Annotated in this window: 18 protein-coding genes; 16 read left to right on the top strand and 2 right to left on the bottom strand. The window is 61.7% G+C overall.

The window, feature by feature from the left end:
• The first annotated feature begins 337 nt into the window (after positions 1–337).
• Positions 338–1285 (top strand): restriction endonuclease, encoded by a 948-nt coding sequence (locus EV679_RS17325; RefSeq protein WP_130487892.1) that lies wholly within the window; start codon positions 338–340, stop codon positions 1283–1285.
• Positions 1286–1294: 9 nt separating this feature from the next.
• On the opposite strand, the gene EV679_RS17320 is transcribed toward EV679_RS17325, so the two are convergent.
• A complete protein-coding gene (locus EV679_RS17320; protein WP_130487891.1) occupies positions 1295–1591 on the bottom strand; it encodes a helix-turn-helix domain-containing protein in 297 nt (98 codons plus the stop codon).
• A gap of 271 nt (positions 1592–1862) precedes the next feature.
• On the opposite strand from EV679_RS17320, the gene EV679_RS17315 reads away from it, so the two are divergent.
• The 9 genes from EV679_RS17315 to EV679_RS17260 all read left to right on the top strand — a co-directional run bounded on the left by EV679_RS17315 (position 1863) and on the right by EV679_RS17260 (position 9366).
• Positions 1863–2210, top strand: coding sequence for a DUF2958 domain-containing protein (locus EV679_RS17315; protein ID WP_130487890.1), 348 nt, complete (start codon positions 1863–1865; stop codon positions 2208–2210).
• Between the two features lie 321 nt (positions 2211–2531).
• A complete protein-coding gene (locus tag EV679_RS17305) occupies positions 2532–3302 on the top strand; it encodes a DUF2285 domain-containing protein (protein ID WP_130487888.1) in 771 nt (256 codons plus the stop codon).
• 111 nt (positions 3303–3413) lie between these two features.
• Positions 3414–3698 (top strand): helix-turn-helix transcriptional regulator, encoded by a 285-nt coding sequence (locus tag EV679_RS17300; RefSeq protein ID WP_027016806.1) that lies wholly within the window; start codon positions 3414–3416, stop codon positions 3696–3698.
• A 26-nt stretch (positions 3699–3724) separates the two neighbouring features.
• Entirely contained in the window at positions 3725–4573 is an 849-nt protein-coding gene (locus EV679_RS17295) for a replication initiator protein A (protein ID WP_207224962.1), read from the top strand.
• Between the two features lie 289 nt (positions 4574–4862).
• On the top strand, positions 4863–5501 hold the full coding sequence (gene parA, locus EV679_RS17285; protein WP_130487885.1) for a ParA family partition ATPase: 639 nt from the start codon (positions 4863–4865) through the stop codon (positions 5499–5501).
• Positions 5498–5782: a chromosome partitioning protein ParB gene (locus tag EV679_RS17280; protein WP_130487884.1), complete on the top strand. Its 285-nt coding sequence runs from the start codon at positions 5498–5500 to the stop codon at positions 5780–5782. Before parA ends, EV679_RS17280 begins: the two co-directional genes overlap by 4 nt.
• Positions 5779–6324: a DUF2840 domain-containing protein gene (locus EV679_RS17275; protein WP_130487883.1), complete on the top strand. Its 546-nt coding sequence runs from the start codon at positions 5779–5781 to the stop codon at positions 6322–6324. The genes EV679_RS17280 and EV679_RS17275 overlap by 4 nt, the downstream gene beginning before the upstream one ends.
• Complete coding sequence (locus EV679_RS17270) at positions 6321–6920, top strand: S26 family signal peptidase (RefSeq protein ID WP_130487882.1); 600 nt, start codon at positions 6321–6323, stop codon at positions 6918–6920. Before EV679_RS17275 ends, EV679_RS17270 begins: the two co-directional genes overlap by 4 nt.
• Positions 6921–7368: 448 nt before the next feature.
• The gene (locus EV679_RS17260; RefSeq protein ID WP_130487880.1) at positions 7369–9366 is read left to right on the top strand and encodes a relaxase/mobilization nuclease domain-containing protein; all 1998 of its coding nucleotides are present in this window, start codon (positions 7369–7371) and stop codon (positions 9364–9366) included.
• A 31-nt stretch (positions 9367–9397) separates the two neighbouring features.
• Here EV679_RS17260 and EV679_RS17255 read toward each other — a convergent pair whose 3' ends face one another.
• A complete protein-coding gene (locus EV679_RS17255) occupies positions 9398–10294 on the bottom strand; it encodes an oxidoreductase (protein ID WP_130487879.1) in 897 nt (298 codons plus the stop codon).
• A 75-nt stretch (positions 10295–10369) separates the two neighbouring features.
• On the opposite strand from EV679_RS17255, the gene EV679_RS17250 reads away from it, so the two are divergent.
• The 6 genes from EV679_RS17250 (at position 10370) to EV679_RS17225 (ending at position 16545) form a co-directional block, all read left to right on the top strand.
• Positions 10370–11254 (top strand): MurR/RpiR family transcriptional regulator, encoded by an 885-nt coding sequence (locus EV679_RS17250; RefSeq protein WP_130487878.1) that lies wholly within the window; start codon positions 10370–10372, stop codon positions 11252–11254.
• 7 nt (positions 11255–11261) lie between these two features.
• Positions 11262–12122 carry a DMT family transporter gene (locus tag EV679_RS17245; protein ID WP_130487877.1) on the top strand — a complete coding sequence of 287 codons (861 nt, stop codon included), beginning with the start codon at positions 11262–11264 and terminating at the stop codon, positions 12120–12122.
• Positions 12123–12250: 128 nt separating this feature from the next.
• Positions 12251–13183: a LysR family transcriptional regulator gene (locus EV679_RS17240; RefSeq protein WP_130487876.1), complete on the top strand. Its 933-nt coding sequence runs from the start codon at positions 12251–12253 to the stop codon at positions 13181–13183.
• A gap of 117 nt (positions 13184–13300) precedes the next feature.
• Positions 13301–15439 (top strand): FUSC family protein, encoded by a 2139-nt coding sequence (locus EV679_RS17235; protein WP_242611520.1) that lies wholly within the window; start codon positions 13301–13303, stop codon positions 15437–15439.
• Positions 15390–15623 (top strand): DUF1656 domain-containing protein, encoded by a 234-nt coding sequence (locus tag EV679_RS17230; protein ID WP_341272974.1) that lies wholly within the window; start codon positions 15390–15392, stop codon positions 15621–15623. The genes EV679_RS17235 and EV679_RS17230 overlap by 50 nt, the downstream gene beginning before the upstream one ends.
• Entirely contained in the window at positions 15616–16545 is a 930-nt protein-coding gene (locus EV679_RS17225; protein ID WP_130487875.1) for an efflux RND transporter periplasmic adaptor subunit, read from the top strand. The genes EV679_RS17230 and EV679_RS17225 overlap by 8 nt, the downstream gene beginning before the upstream one ends.
• The last annotated feature ends 52 nt before the right edge of the window (positions 16546–16597 follow it).

Below are 16597 nucleotides of genomic sequence, written 5' to 3'. Positions count from 1 at the left end.
AGGGGGGGCAAACGATGGCGTTTTACGCTGACAAGAACGTGGTAATGGAATCCAACAAACCGGATCAGTATGCGCTGGTGCGGAAGATTGGGGAGAAGCCCGGGGGGCCTGGCATCTATAAATGCCAGGCGTGTGGGTTTGAAGATGTGATGAATCGCGAGTGCACCAAACTCCCGCCTTGTGCCAATTGCAGCGACAGCAAGGGGGCTAATACCTGGAAGTTCTTGGTAAAGGCAACTGATAAGTAATAGCTGGTGCTTGCCTTCGGAATGCCCGCCTTTTGGCGGGCATTCTTTTATATCGACATCTGCCCATTCACTGAGAAATACGAGAAAAGATGACTTCGCCTATTGACGACCTCTATCGAAAAATCTTTGGATCGGCACCTGCGAAAGCGGGAGCTGCTTTCGAACGGCTGGCAGCAATCGCCACCTACGTCACCGAGGAGAATGGCGATGTCACTCACGACACCACTCTTAAGGGCGCGTACTCAGGTAGCAATTACCAGGTAGATGTCCTTCATCAATCTGCAGATGCCAAAACGATGGGGGAAGCGAAGGACTACACAGATCGTGGCGGAAAGGTTGGTCGCCCCGATTTGCAAAAACTTGCTGGTGCGCTGATAGATCTTCCAGATGTGGCCGCAGGAGTTTTCTGGTCTGCCACAGACTATACAAAACCCGCCCTGCAGTATGCCAGGGCAGCCAAGGAAATGGCTGGCAAAGAGATCCTACTCAGAGGCTTGAGGGAAAGTACACAGCTTGACGAACAGGGGTTCGTCAAGACTATTCGTGTCACTGGTAGGTATCACATAGCCCAATTAGACAAGGCAGTCTGGACGGTTCATTGGTCGCCCAAGGGGCGTGCCAGACTATTCGAGTCCATGCCAAAGGCTGAGGCTCAGATGGAAGTCGCTGCAGTCGTTGACCATTTATTTGATTCGAGCGGTGAAAGAATTACGTCACTCTACGAACTGACATCGAGGGGCTACGGCGATACTTCGGGGGATGGTGTATATCGGGCGTGCTATTGGCTGCCCGATCACTACATCCGGGCCAATGGCATCCTTGCCTGCATCAGTGGGATCGAATATGAGATCCCAGTCGAAACCCATACGTCAACATTCGAGATCACTGATAACAGTACATATCGGCTTGTTGTACTTGATGAGACAGGCAAGCCCGCGCGTATTCTCACAGATGAAAAACTGAGGGAGTTTAATTTCGATGCTCAAGGTCGGCTGATGGCTCCTAAGTCTCGGCACCCTCGACTTGGCGGCGTCTAGTCAATTCCCCTATGGGGCATTGCCGTCGGTAAACATAGCTCCCAACTCCCCCCGCACCTGTACCAAGAGCTGGTCGATCCGTTGCGCATCGTTGCCAGCATAAGCCAGCGTCAGCAGTGTGAGGGGGTGAACCTCCATGACTTCGCACAGTTCGGCCAGCTTGTTCAGCGTTGGGCTTTTCAGGTCGCGCTCCAGCGTACTCATGTAGGTGCGGCTGGAAACATCCGAGAACGCCTCCTGGCTCAGACCACGCGCCTTTCTGATCCGCCGCAGTGCATCGGGCAACGATGGCTTGAACGCTGTCATTCTGAACTTTCCCCAAAATCCAGAATGACAACCCGTTGCGCCCTATAGGACTACAATCTATAGTGTTCATTTCTCACTTTTGTGCCTTTACTGAAATCCGCATTGGCGGTTTTCTTCAAAAGCGGAGAGCCTGATCTGTGTCTTTCCTGACTTCCGTGCATGTGCCTTCGTGCTTCCACGCTTCTGCGGATGCGTGGGCTTGCGCATCTGCGTTTTCGAGGGAAAGCGGCGAAGCGTCTCAACTGCTCCGTACATCCGTGGGAGTACGGCCATGACTCCACTCATCACCGCCGACGAGCGTACGCGCCTGCTGGCCAACGGCCAGGCCCGCGCTGCCGGGCAGGACACCGACCCGCTACCTGTGGTGCGCCTGTTCACGCCAGATGCGCATGCCACTTGGCTGCTGGCCTCGCTCGACCCAGCCGATGGCGATACCGCCCAAGGCCTGATCGACTTGGGGATTGGCATGCCTGCACTGGGAACGGTGAAGCTGTCCGACCTGGCCGCCATCGTCGGGCCGCGCCAGCAGCCCGTGATGCGGGATCGCTACTTCCAGCCGGCGCGGCGGCTGTCGGAATACCTGCGACTGGCCGAAGACAACGGCTCCATCACCGATTGAGCACCACCGCGAAGCGAGGCGCACTGTGTCTATTTCGGTCTGGTCTGTGACCCGTTCGGTCTGAATCGGCAGTGTTGCACCGAAGCGGTGCGTGCCAGATCGAAACGGTCATGATGCCTGGCGCGGGCTGCGGCAAGCTGACCGACGCGGCATGCCATTGGAGTACGTTGCCGCCGTCGCACTCGGACGATTTCAGCAACGCATCGGAGTTCATCGGTCTTGACACTGCCAGTTTACGCTTCACCCATGACGTTTTGACGATGGCCTCGTAGCACGCCGTTTCGCCGTGGCGACGCACCCCCAGCACAGGGAGGTTGCCGTATGGCTGATCGCAGTGCCGAGCCGTGGTATGCCACGGCGGCCTATCTCTTCGTTCTGCACCTGGATGGCCCGGCGCTGGCATGGGAGTACCTGCGCCGTCATCCAGACTATCGGCACGACTGGCTGCGCCGTCGTCGCCAACCGGATGCCGCCGGGCATTGGGGGCTGCGCCTGCTGGAAGATCCCGCCCTGGATGCGCGGGACGCGCACCCGGCCTGGTTCCCCGATCACGATGCCGTGGTGCAGCTCTACCCGGATGCCGATCCGCCGCCCGATGCCATGTGCTTTGAGTTCTGGAAGCTGCCGGGCCACAAACACCTGATCCATGACGGCAAGCGCTTGGTGCTGATGGCGCGCTGGCCCGGCTGCTGCCTGCGTTTCGTGCTCGCGCCAGGCTTGGCCGATGGCATTGCTTACGCCTATGCCATCCGGGCTTGCGCCGTACCGTGTGCTCGATACCACGCACTTGCCGTCGAGTGGGACAGGCTGGCCGCTGCGGTGGATGCCGCTCCTGTCGCCACTGCGCGGCCCCGGCCTTCGCTAAGCCAGCTTCAGGAAGTGCACACCTTGCAGGCGCTCGACGCGACCCTGGCGGGCGCGTCCTTGCGCGAAGTGGCCGAAGGGCTGTTCGGCGCGGATGCCGTCGCGGCCGACTGGCACAAGGACAGCGCCTTGCGCGCTCGTGTACGCCGGCTGGTGCGGCGTGGCGAGGCGCTGATGCGCGGCGGCTATCGCAGCCTGGCGCAGCTCCCGCCAGTTGCAGCGCAGTGAGGGGGACGTTTTGCAGCCCCTTCATTTCGTCCCTTAGCAAGAAGCCCATCTTTCTTGAAAGTGCCTCTATCCGGCCGCGTGGTGTGGCCGGGCTTGATGGAGGTACACCCCATGCGACCCGCTCCCTTGCGGCCTGCCGCCGCTGCTGTCGCTGCGCCCGCGCAGCCCCAACGCTACCTGACCAACGACGAGGCCGCCGACTACTTGCGCCTTTCGCCACGCACGCTGGAGAAGCAGCGCGTGATCGGCGGTGGGCCGAAATTCCGCAAGTTCGGTCGGCGCGTCATGTACGCCGTTAGCGACCTCGATGCCTGGGCCGATGCGCGCAGCTATGAGGCGACTTCCGACCCGGAATATGCCGAACGGCACGCGGGTGACTACCGTGACGGCCGCTGACCGTCGGCGCGTGGGTGGTCATCGCCATGTCTCGCCCGCCAGGGCACGCCTTGCAGCAGCGCGAACAGCTCGACCTGTTTCGCGCACTGCCGGGCGAGGACATGGCACCGCGCGATGCCCAGGACTTGATGGCCTATCCGTTCTTCTCGTTGGCGAAGTCGCGGCGCACCGCGCCGATCGACTTCCGCAGAGGCAACATCACCATCCGCGTGGAAGGCACGCAGGAGCACGGCATCGCCACCATCTGGGATGCGGACATCCTGATCTGGGCCGCCAGCCAGATCGTCGAAGCCAAGGACGCGGGCATCCAGCCGTCCCGGCGGATGCAGGCCACGCCCTACGAGATCCTGCGCTTCATCGGACGCGGCAAGTCGATACGCGACTACCAGCGCCTCAAAGCCGCGCTGGATCGCCTGCAATCGACCACGGTGGCCACGTCCATCCGCGAAACCACGGGAAGGCGCTTGCACCGCTTTTCGTGGATCAACGAATGGAAGGAACTGGCCGATGCCAACGGCACACCGCTGGGCATCGAGCTGATCCTGCCGGACTGGTTCTATGCGGGCGTGGTGGATGCGGCCCTAGTGTTGACCATCGACCCGACGTATTTCCGGCTGACCGGCGGCATCGAGCGATGGCTGTACCGTCTGGTGCGCAAGCATGGCGGCAGGCAGGAATACGGCTGGCAGTTCGACTTCCGGCACCTGCACCGCAAGTCGGGCAGCAGCACGCGGTTTTCGGATTTCGCCTACGACCTGCGGGCGCTGGTCGCTCGGCAATCGCTGCCGGGGTACGAGCTTGGCATCGTGCGGATTCCCGAGGACAACATGGAATTGCTGACCTTCCGGCCCGTGCCGCAGACGGCACGGGGATAACAGCGGGACAAGCTGTGGATGGGATCGTGCTATCAGGAGTAAGAGGTGTCGTGCTATCAGGAGTACGCCTATCGTGCTATCAGGAGTACGAAAACGCCGGAAAGCCAGTAACGGCGCAGGTTTGCGCCCCCTCTAACATTACTAACTTAAATTCTCTAACTATTGATAGAGAAACAGCATTGCGGTGGACAACTGCTGCAGGCCGAAAAACCAGCCAGGCAAAGCCGCAAAAATCACCCCGTTCGGCACGGCAAAGACAGTCCGGCCCTCCAAGCTGGAGGGCCGCGCCATGATCGTCGCCTTGCTCAACCAGAAAGGCGGCGTCGGCAAGACCACGCTCGCCACGCACATCGCGGGTGAACTGGCCTTGCGCGGCCTGCAAGTCGTCCTGCTGGATGCCGACCCGCAGGGTTCCTCACTGGACTGGACACAGCGCAGAAGCCAGCAGGGCTTGCCCCGGCTGTTCAGCGCCGTGGGCCTGGCGCGCGAAACACTGCACCAGGAAGCCCCAGAGCTTGCCAGGCGAGCCGATCACGTCATCATCGACGGGCCACCCAGGATTGCCGCCTTGGCGCGTTCTGCGCTGCTGGCGGCCGAACGGGTGCTGATCCCGGTACAACCCAGCCCCTACGACCTGTGGGCCAGCGCCGAGATGGTGGCGCTGATCCGTGAGGCTCAGGTGTTCCGGCCTGCGCTACGCGCGGCCTTCGTCATCAACCGGCGCGTCAGCACCACGGTAATCGGGCGCGAAGCACGGCAAGCCTTGGCCGAACAGCCGTTGCCAGCGCTGCGCAGCGAGGTGCGTCAGCGCATCGTCTTTGCCGACAGCGTGGCTGCGGGTCGATTGGCGCGGGAGACAGCCCCCGATAGCGCGGCAGCGCAGGAAATCACCGCGCTGGTTGATGAACTACTGCGGTGGCCGTCATGACAGCGAAACCGCCACCCACCGGCAAACGCCCGCCCAAGCGCGTCGGCATTGGCGCACGTCCACCTGCGAATCCACACGCCGAGGCTTGGATTCGCCAGGGCGATGCCGATGCGCTGGGCAAGGGCGACCTCTACGCCGCGCGCCTGACCATCGACATCACGCCCGCCATGCGGGCGCGCATCAAGGTGTCGGCCTTTACGCAAGGCATGACCGTGGCCGACCTGCTGCGCGGTTTGTTGGAGCGCGAGTTTCCAGAACACCGCAGGGAGAACACGCCATGACCACATCCGCATTGTCTGCTGCCGCACCGCCCACCATCGCGGTCACGGCTGCGCGCGCTGCGCCGCCCAGCCAGCCAAGCAGCGCGCCGTTGACGCGCGTATCGCTTGCCTACATTGAACCGCGCTTCAAGCTCTACCTGCGCTTCGGCGAACCGGCGCGCACGCTTCAGCTCGACCGCTGGCGGCGCTGCGCTGTGTTCCTGCCGGGTGCAATGCTCTGCCGCGTTCGTTGGCAGGCCAACGACTACGGCACGATTCGCTGGCAGCTCATGGTGATGCAGGCTGCTACACCGCTTGATGCCGTGCAGCGCATCCCCGGCGTGCAGCCAGGCGCGTGCCTGCTGGTGCATGCCGAAGGTGACGCCAATGTGCGCGCCGTGCTGGAACGCATCGACGGCATCGAGGCGCTGGGCATCGCTGCCATTGACGTGTCGCCCGCGTACTGGCGCATGCTCGCCAACCGGCTCGCCGCGCATTTGCCGCTGCCCGAATACACCGCCGAGCGGCACGCCGCCTGGCTGGCCGGGAGGGCACTGCCATGACGGCCCATCCCACCGCCGCAGGCACACCCAAAGCCGCGCCGCTTCCTCGCTCGCACCTGCGCGCTCGCCTCATGCTGGCGGGCTTCGCCGCCGTCGGCTTCGCTGCGCTGGCCTGGGCGGCTTTCGTGCAGCCGCTGCCACGCCTGATCTACAACCCGTCCGACAGCGTTCCGGTCGGTTGGTATCGCGTCGATCCGCAGCGCCACGGTGCCGATTCGCTGCCACGTGCCTTGTCCGTGGGCAGCATCGTCCTGACCACATTGCCGCCAGATGTTGCCGCGCTCGCTGCGCAGCGCGGCTACCTACCGGCACACGTTCCGCTGCTCAAACGTGTGGGCGCGGTCGCGCCGCAACACGTCTGCATCGTTGCCGGTCAAGTACACATCGACGGCGTGCCGGTGGCCGCCGCGCTGCCAGCCGACCGGCTGGGCCGGCCGCTGCCATCCTTGCCGCTTTGCCGCCGCCTTGAACCGGGCGAACTGTTCCTGTTGAGCGTGACCAATCCGGCGTCGTTCGACAGCCGGTATTTCGGGCCGGTCAGCGCATCCGCCGTGATCGGCGTTGCGCATCCGATCTGGCTGGAGACACGCCCATGATGGCCACCAGTTCGCTGCGCTCCGGCGTGCCATCGGGCATGTCGTTCTACGGTTCGTCGCCGTGTCGTCGCGCGCGCAGTGCGGGTGCATTCGCACCGCACTTCGCGCTGCCTTCGGCGCAGCCGTCCAACGTGCAGGCGTCTTGCCTCGAACGCGCTTGGCCTGCGGCCCCAGGCTTGTCTATCTGCGCGTTCGCCGGTGGGCTGGCTGCGGGTGCAGCAGCGCCACCGGGCCGACGATGCCCGGAGCGACAGCGAAGGGCAAAGGCGGAAGGCAAGACAAAAGGACGCGGCACCGGGCCGCGTCGAAAGCCTGTCTGCACATGGGGGTGGCGCGGCACGCAGCGGCTTCGCCGCCGTGCCGCGTGGGGCGCGAGGGTCGCACCAATGCTGGCATGTCCGCGTGCTTCGCCCGACAGGACACGCCGCAGCTTGCAGGGAGCGCAGCCATGACCGACCGCCGCGACGACGATTTCCGGGTGCGCCCCAGCGCCCCGAAGAGCCGGGGCAAAGGCCAGGGCCAGAGCTTTGTTTCCAAGGTCCTCAAGCAGGCTGGCAAGGCCAGCGGCGGCAAGTCCTCGATGCGCCATTCCGCCGCGTCCGGCGGCCCGGGCCAGCGCGCAGGCCAGCGGCCCGGCTCGCGCCTGGGGCGCGGCCATACTGCAGCGCGTTTCGCCGGGGCGAAGCTAACGCCCATGTCGCGGCGCGTGACCATTAAGACTCTGCTCGTCAACCAGCGCAACGCCAGCCCGCAATCGCTCGCCAGGCACCTGCGCTACATCGAGCGCGACGGCGCGGGCCGCGATGGCGAACCTGGGCGGGCCTACGGGCCGCAGACCGACGAGGCTGACCTTGATGGCTTCAAGGAACGGGCCGCCGACGACCGGCACCATTTCCGCTTCATCGTCTCCCCGGAGGACGGGGCCGAGCTGGACGACCTGCGCACTTACACCCGGCACCTGATGAACCGGATGGAAGCCGACCTGGGGACGCGGCTGGATTGGGTGGCGGTCGATCACTGGAACACCGACAACCCGCACACCCACCTGATCGTGCGCGGGCGCGACGACACCGGTAAAGACCTCATCATCGCCGGCGACTACATCGCCCACGGCTTCCGCCACCGGGCCGCCGAACTGGCGACGGAATGGCTGGGGCCGCGCACCGAGCTGGAGATCCAGCAGACCTTGCAGCGCGAGGTGGAGCAAGAGCGGTGGACGAGCCTCGACCGCACGTTGCAGCGTGAGGCCGGCGAGGACGGCCGGGTGCAGATCGAGCGTTTCAGCGAACCCCGACTGCAACGCCAGCGCCTGCTGCTGATTGGCCGCCTGCAACGCTTGCAGCGCCTGGGCCTGGCTGACGAAACGCAGCCCGGCACCTGGGCCGTCCATGCGGATGCGGAGAAGACCTTGCGCGCCCTGGGCGAGCGTGGCGACATCATCCGAACGATGCAGCGGGCCATGAGCGGCCAGCCGCGCGAGCTGGCGGTGTTCGAGCCTGGCGACGACGGCCGCATCATCGTCGGCCGCGTGGCCGGCAAGGGGCTGGCCGACGAACTGCACGACCGCGGCTATCTGGTCATCGACGGCACAGACGGCAAGGCTCACTACGTCGCGCTCAATGCCCGCGACGAACTGGCGAACTATCCCACTGGCGCGGTAGTGGAAGTGAAGGGTTCGGCCGACGTGCGCGCAGCCGACAAGAACATCGCCGCGCTGGCGAGCGGTGGCCTGTACCGCACGCATCATCACCTGGCGATCGAGCAAGGCCGAGCCAAGCCCGGCCGCGACCCGCAGGAAGTCGTCGCGGCCCACGTCCGCCGGCTGGAAGCCCTGCGCCGGGCCGGCATCGTGGAGCGCGTGGCCGAGGGGTTATGGAAGGTGCCGGACAACCTAGCCGAGCGTGGCCGCCAGTACGACGCGCAACGGCTGGGCGGTGTGGCGGTGGAGCTGAAATCGCACCTGCCCATCGAACGGCAGGCCCGCGTGATCGGCGCAACCTGGCTCGACCAGCAGTTGATCGGCGGCGGCTCGGGCCTGGGCGACCTGGGCTTTGGCGGTGAAGCCAAGCAGGCCATACAGCAGCGTGCCGACTTCCTCGAAGAACAGGGGCTGGCCGAGCGGCGCGGCCAGCGCGTGATCCTCGCTCGGAATCTGCTGGCGACGCTGCGCAGCCGGGAACTAACACAGGCCGCACAGGACATCGCCGCTGAAACCGGCCTGGAGCATCGACCTATCACTGACGGGCAGCGCGTGGCCGGCATCTACCAGCGCTCCGTCATGCTCGCCAGCGGTCGCTACGCGATGCTGGATGACGGCATGGGGTTCAGCCTAGTGCCGTGGCGGCCGATGATCGAACAGCGTCTGGGGCAGCAGATAGCCGCGACCATGCGCGGCAGTGGCGTGTCCTGGGAGATTGGGAGGCAGCGTGGGCCAACCGTTGGTTGAAACGGCGTGTATTCAAGAGAGCAAATGCACCTTAGCCGGGACCGTCGCTCGCAGCCGCGAGCAGCGGCACCAGGATGTCGCTGATCGGCGTCGAAACCCCATGAATCCGGCCGCGACGCAGGATGATGCCGTTGCGGATATCCCATTCGAGTGGCCGTCCTGCTTCCCGATCCGTGAGGATGGAGGTGCTCATGTCCGCCGGTGCCATCTGGAATTTTTCGAGAATCTCCTGCGGCACTTCGTCGCCGAGTTCTGCGCCTTCAGCCCGGGCCACGGCCAGGCATTCCCGCGCATAGGCAAGGGTTAGGCCAGCGATGTCAGATCGGCTGAACATGCCCGAACGGCGGTGCGTGAGCGCCATGAGTCCAGCCACCGCGTTCTGCAACAGCTTGCGCCAAGCCAAGGAACTGAAGTTTTCGGCCAAGTCCAGGGCGCACCGCGTCCCTTGCAGTGCCTGGGCCACGACACGAGCGGCAGCCGTGTCTGGCAGAGTCAGACGCGCCTCGCCGCGCAGGCTGACCGAGCCATCGGATTGCGCCTGTGCCGGGAACCACACGACAGCGGGAACGATATCCCCGCGTGGCAAGTGTGAGCGAACTATTTCCACCTGTTCGATCCCATTCTGCAAAACACACACAACGGTTTGCGGCCCGACCAGCGCGGCCAGCCAGTCTGCGGCCGCCTCAATCTGTGTGGCTTTGACTGCCAGAAACACAAGATCAGCCGTGTGAGTGATCTGCTTCTGGCTCGTCCGAACCGGGCCGGGCACGGTAATGGAGTGGCCATCTTCCAGCAGCGTCAGGTGATCGCGGGGAGTCCTTCCACACAGCAAAGGCGTTCGGCCTACCTCATGCAGCATTGCCGCGACCGTGGTGCCGATCGCGCCGGGCCCCACGACAGCGACAGCAGTATTGATTTCAGTGTTCATGAAAGCGGATTCCTTTAACGGCATCTGTGCATGGGCCTGTTGTGCTACTTGCTCGGTGAGAGTAATATATTACACATGAATAACGATACTGGTAATAAAATTACAGATAGCAAGCGACAATTGCGGCAATGGATCGGTAGCATTCAAGCGCGAAGTGGCGACCTCGCCGCGAGCGAGGCGAAAGTTGTCGATCTGCTGCTCACCGACCCTTTGTTCGTTGGGGCCAGCACGACCGCCCAGGTTGCTGCCCGGGCCGGCGTTTCACCGCCGACGGTTATCCGCGCGGCGCGTGCGCTTGGGTTCAGCGGCTTTCCCGAGCTGAAGATCGAAATTGCGCGTGCTCGCGGTACAGCCCGGTTCTTCGCTCCGCCCGAAGTACTCAGCGCGGATGCAACGTCGGGCTCCGTGCTGGAAACCTCCATTCGTGCCGGTACCGACGCATTGACTGCGCTGGGCGGGGCTATCGAAATCTCTTCGCTTGACAAGGCCGTCGGCTTGATCAAGGACGCGCGGCAGGTCTTTGCGTTCGGTGCCGGTCCTTCGTCGACGGTGGCCGCCGATGCGGTCTTCCGTCTGCGCGCGGTCGGCGTGATGACTGTGGGCGTTCCGGATCACTTGTCGGCTATGATCGCAGCGCGGCTCATGGGCTCAGGCGATGTCTTCATCGCGGTTAGTTCGACTGGTCGCACGTCATCGACGCTTGCTGTCGCCGACGCAGCGTCATCGGCCGGTGCCTCGCTGATTGCTATCACCAACCAGTACGACACGCCTTTGGCAACTCTCGCGGATGTCGCACTTGTCGTCGGCGGCGCGCCGCTACCGGCACAGATGGCCGCTGCGGGAAGTCGGTTGGCGCAACTCGTCGTTCTTGACGCGCTGGTCGCCACTCTTGCGCTGCGCGACCCAGATCGCAGCCGCTTGGCGGAGCGGGCAGGCATTGATCTGCCTGACATTTCCTGACCCCCTGATGCAGCCCGATACCATTGCCATGGTTCTTGCCGCAGCGGTAGCGCATGCGGTGTGGAACCTGGCGTCGAAGTACAAACGGGGAAACACCTTGCTGTTCGTCTGGGCCTACAGCTGCGCTTCGACGCTGTTGTGGATCCCTGTCGCGGTCGGTCTTATGGTGCAAGGGCAGCAGACGATGGATGGGCAGCTGGTGGTGGCAGCGGCTGTTTCGGCGGCATTGCACATCGCGTACTCGCTGACCTTGCAGGCTGGCTACGATCGCGCCGACCTTGGGGTGGTTTATCCGATCGCTCGTGGCACGGGGCCAGTGCTGACGATGCTGTTCGCGATTCTCGTTCTGGGCGAGCGGCTAAACATCGTCGCGTTGTTCGGAGCACTCCTGGTCGTCTCAGGCGCGCTTGTCGTCACAGGCAACCCGCTGCGAAGCGGCAGTCGCCGCCCACTCCAAGGGATGCTTTGGGGGGCCGCCACTGGTGCCACCATCGCCAGCTATACCATCTGGGACAGCTACGCGGTCACGTCGCTGCATGTCGCACCAGTGAGCTACTACGCGGGAACGCTTCTGCTGCAAAGCTTGACTCTGACACCGGGCGCACTGCGGCAGCGACAACACATCCCCGCAGCACTTTGTACCAATGCCGTGCCTATTCTAATCGTGGCCATCTTCTCCCCACTGGCCTACGTCCTGGTGTTGAATGCCATGCTGGCGGCACCCCTTGCGCTTGTCGCCCCCTTGCGCGAGTCGTCCATCATCATCGGTTCCCTCTTCGCGTATCTGCTCTTTCGTGAGGACCATCTCGCGCGCCGCATCGTGGGTGCCGTGGTCGTGCTGATCGGAATCGCGGCGATCAGTCTGTGATGCTCATCGCCACCTTGGTGTGCATTCATCACTTAACGCTGAACCGAATGGGCTCTGTCCAACGAGTGCTTTATTCGCAATTAAAAAGACCATATGATTGCATGAAGGTAAACTATAGGAGGCCAGCCATGTCGCGCCCTGATCTCAACTTGCTACTGGCGTTGGATGCGTTACTTGATGAAGGAAGCGTCATCGGGGCTGCGCGCCGCATGAATTTGAGTTCCCCAGCAATGAGCCGCACCTTGAGCCGCATTCGAGAAGCCCTCGGCGACCCGGTGTTTGTCCAGGTCGGCCGCAAGCTTATGCCCACGCCGAAGGCGCTCGCGCTGCGCGAGCAGGTGCGCATGGCAGTCGAGCAAGCCACGCAGGTTTTTGAATCTGACACCGAGATCGACCTGAAATCGCTGGATAGGCGCTTTAACGTCCGTGCCACAGATGAGTTCGTGAGTATCTATTTGGGCCATCTGTTGGCCGCAATGGCCTCAGACATGCCGCGTGCAATGCTGCGCTTCTCTCCGGAGGAAGACGACGTAGATGAAGAGGCACTGCGTAATGGCCGCATTGATTTGTTTATCAGTGCTTCGCGTAAGCTAGGGCCAGAGATTCGTGTGCAGTCGCTCTTCACCACAACGTTCGTAGGCGTTGCACGAGCACATCATCCGATTTTTGACGATGAAATCACGCCCGAGCGCCTTACTCGTTGGGAGCACATCAACGTGTCGCGACGCGGGAAGGCTGTAGGGCCGATTGACGCCGCTCTAGAGATGCAAGAGTTGCGCCGACATGTCGCTTTGGTCGTACCCAGCCCCTACACCGCATTGTTTGCGCTGCAGGATTCGGATTTGCTGCTACCGCTACCAAAGCACCTGGCCAGTAGCGCGCTTGCGGCAGGACTGAATATTCGCTTGTTTGAACTACCGACGCCCCTGGAGACAGTGCTGCTGACACAGGCGTGGCACCCGCGCCTGGATAGTGATCCTGCCCATCAATGGCTGCGCAATACGATCCATGTACTCTGCAACATGGATGAAGCTCAGGCACCCAAACGTTCAAAAAAATGAGATCAATCCCGGATTGAGTGCGTTTCATGCACTCATAATGGTGCAATAAATTCACTTTTCGGAATCATCGGCGATGCCTACAGTGATGCGTATTAATCACTGTAGAAGGGCTTTATCGTGCGTTCCGCGAACGTGCCTTCGGCATCTCTAAGCATCCTTTCGCGCTGTTTTTCCCAAATTTTGGGGTGGTTCGCGCATGGGCTGCCGTACCTCGACCTGACGACACCGCGCGCGACCTATGTCATGCGTTCAATTCTTGCCGCCTGGTTGGCACTCGTTGTCGCTTACTTATTGGATCTGCACGCACCGTATTCTGCTGCGTCCAGCGTGCTGCTTGTCATTAGCCCGGTACAGGGGGCCGTGATCGGAAAAGGAACCTGGCGGGTACTGGGCACCTTGACCGGCATGTTGGCAGCCTTCGTTTTGATGAGCGCATTTGGTCAGATGCCTTGGCTATTCTTGCTGGGGTTTGGTCTATGGCTGGGAATTTGTGTAGCGGGTATGACACTCCTGCGCCATTTTCGCGCCTACGGTGCAACTCTGGCGGGATACACCGTGGGGTTGGCTGCGTACGGTGCCATGCAGCATCCCGAACTCACCTTCGATCAAGTCATGGGACGCGGTGCGTCCGTGCTGATTGGTGTGGTGTGCCTGGCGGTGGTGTCTGCCCTCTTCAGTACCCAAAGCGTGCGCAGTCGCCTGGCGAGTCAGCTCAATCGCCTTGCAGCGACAACGGCAAGCATTCTTTCAACGAATCACCAAGCGATTCATGGGGGTGACGCGCCTGGTGGAAAACCTCTGGAGCTTGGTAGGCGCAACCTCATCACCGAAGTCTATGGGGTGGACGACTTGCTTGCGTTAGGTAAAGCCGAATCCGCTGACCTGGCGCAGCGTGCTGGCACGGTGCGCCAGACGATGGTGTCCTTGTTTTCGGCATTGGTAGGTGGCGCTCCTCCTATGCAGGAGAACAGTGCAAGTCTTAACGCATTGAGATCACTACAGCCTGCGTGGGAACAGGCATGGCAGCAAGCAAGTCTGGCACTCGCGAAGGAGCCAAGCACCAAAGAAATGGCGCATGCCATTCAGCTCTTGTCAGATGTGCGAGCACGATTGATGAACATGCTCTTTGAGGCTGCGGTCGATGATGCGCTGGAACACTCCGCTCTGATGATCGCGGGCGACCGCCTGATCGAACAACTTGACGATTATCTGGAGGCTTTGAAGGGAATACAGCGCTTCCATTTCCCCCGTCCCACAGCAGCCCAAGTTTCTGTGCCGTTCTATCGAGACACGTCGGCAGCGATTCAGAACGGGCTGCGAGCGTTGCTGACGGTCGTGTTCGGTGGCGCGTTCTGGATAGCAACCGGATGGTCATACGGAGCCATGATGTTGGCGGGTTTGGCCGCCGCTTGTGCGTTGCTATCTACCGCCCCCAATCCTGCGCTCGGTGCTGTCGAATTCATCAAAGGAACAGTGGCCGCGGTTGTGATGGCATTTCTCTGCTCTTTTGTCATTCTTCCCTATGTCTCCGGGCTGCCATTGTTGTTGCTGATCCTTGGTTTGTTCTGGTTGCCAGCTATATACGCAACGACGGTGCCTCGTTATGCATTGGCTGGCGTGGCCTATCTCGTTGCATTCACGACATTAGCGGCCCCAGACAATCTAATGCGATACGACTTTGCCGTATTTCTCAATGGTTCTGTGGCCTGGATATTGGCGACGTTCTTTACGCTGCTCGGGTTCAGGGTCGTGCTGCCGCGCAACTTGTCACGTGACGCAGCAAGACTAAGTCAAACAATCCGAGATGAAGCGATCGGCACATTGAGAGGGGTGCGGACGGATGTGAACACATGGCAATGGCGTCAACAGCATCGTACGGCACAACTCGGTGCATTACTCAAGACCCAGCCGGAGGTGATGGATCGAGCCATATCCAATGCTCTGGCCAGCATTCATTTGGGCCGTGAAGTCCTGCGTGTGCGCAAGTGGCTGCAGCGAGCTCCAAAGAACTCCGGCTTACATCATGTTCTAGCGAATGCGCTTCGCAGCATGAGTCATCGTGCGAGCCAGCCCTATTTGGCTGCAAAACACGCACGCCGTGCCGCCAAGTCATTGGCGAGACTAGCGGCCATAGATGGCACCACGATGGCCGAAATCCAGCAACTCAAAGTCGTCCTGTTCGACATTGCTGTATTGCTGGAAAACCATGCTGATTACTTTTCCAAACGATCTGGAAGCCAAACCAATGCTCAGTGAATTTTCGTTGGGAGGCATTTACCTGCCGCCATTCTTTGTTTATGCGTGCATCACGTTGCCGATTTATTTGGGGGTTCGGTTCGTACTTGCGCGTAGCGGCGTATTGCGGTGGGTCTGGCACCCCGGCCTGTTCGAATTCGCCCTCTCTCTCTGTCTCGTTTCAGTGTTGATTATCTATGTCTAAGATTTCATTTTCAGTAAAGCCGCTCATACGGGCGGGACTTACATTGATTGTTGTTGTGGCTGCCGGATGGCTCGTGGATGCGCTCTGGCACGCCTATGTTCTGGCTCCTTGGACACGCGATGGCCGCGTCAGTGCGCAGATCGTACGCATGGCACCAGAGGTTTCAGGTAGCGTGGTCGAAGTCGCTGTGTCAGACGATCAGTACGTGAAACAGGGTGAGATGCTCTACCGCATTGACCCTGCCAGTTTCACTCTGGCCTTGGCGCAAGCTGAAGCTCGACTGACTGCTGCCTCGGCTCTGTTGCGCCAAAAAGTCGAGGATGCTAAGCGACGTCAGGGCATGGAGAGCTTGGTTCCTGCTGAAGAAATCCAGCGAGCGGCCCAAGCAGTGGCGACGGCTCAGGCTGAACAGCGCAGTGCGCAAGTCGATGTGGACAAGGCCAAACTCGACCTGGCGCGCACTGTCCTGCGCGCGCCAGCGGATGGCTATATCACACGCCTGCGATTGAACAAGGGTGATTACGCAGCGATTGGGCAACCCAACATCGCCTTGGTGGATGCAAACAGTTTCTGGATCACCGGATATTTCGAGGAAACGAAATTGCATGGTATCCGTCCCGGTGCGACCGCACAGATCCGGTTGATGGGGTTTGACAAGGTCATCCCTGGCCGGGTCGTCAGCATCGGACGAGGCATCACTGATGCCAACCAGCAGGCCGATGCCCAAGGCTTACCCAGTGTAGAGCCGACCTTTAGTTGGGTTCGCTTGGCGCAGCGCATCCCTGTTCGGGTTGAGTTCGAGCAGCTTCCGAATGACATCGTTCTGGCTGCAGGCATGACTGGCAGCATCGGAGTGAATATGCCGGAAGGTGACTCACCGCCGCAGGGCTGGCTCGTATCAATACTGCAACGCTGGATGTAAGAGGTGGTCATGCACACATCACCGAATCGCACTCTCTCGCGGCGTTGCCGCG

The organism is Kerstersia gyiorum (genome assembly GCF_004216755.1).
Lineage (GTDB): Bacteria > Pseudomonadota > Gammaproteobacteria > Burkholderiales > Burkholderiaceae_B > Kerstersia > Kerstersia gyiorum.
Note: the sequence above shows the minus strand (reverse complement) of the source record. Positions and strands in the feature narration are given on the sequence as shown.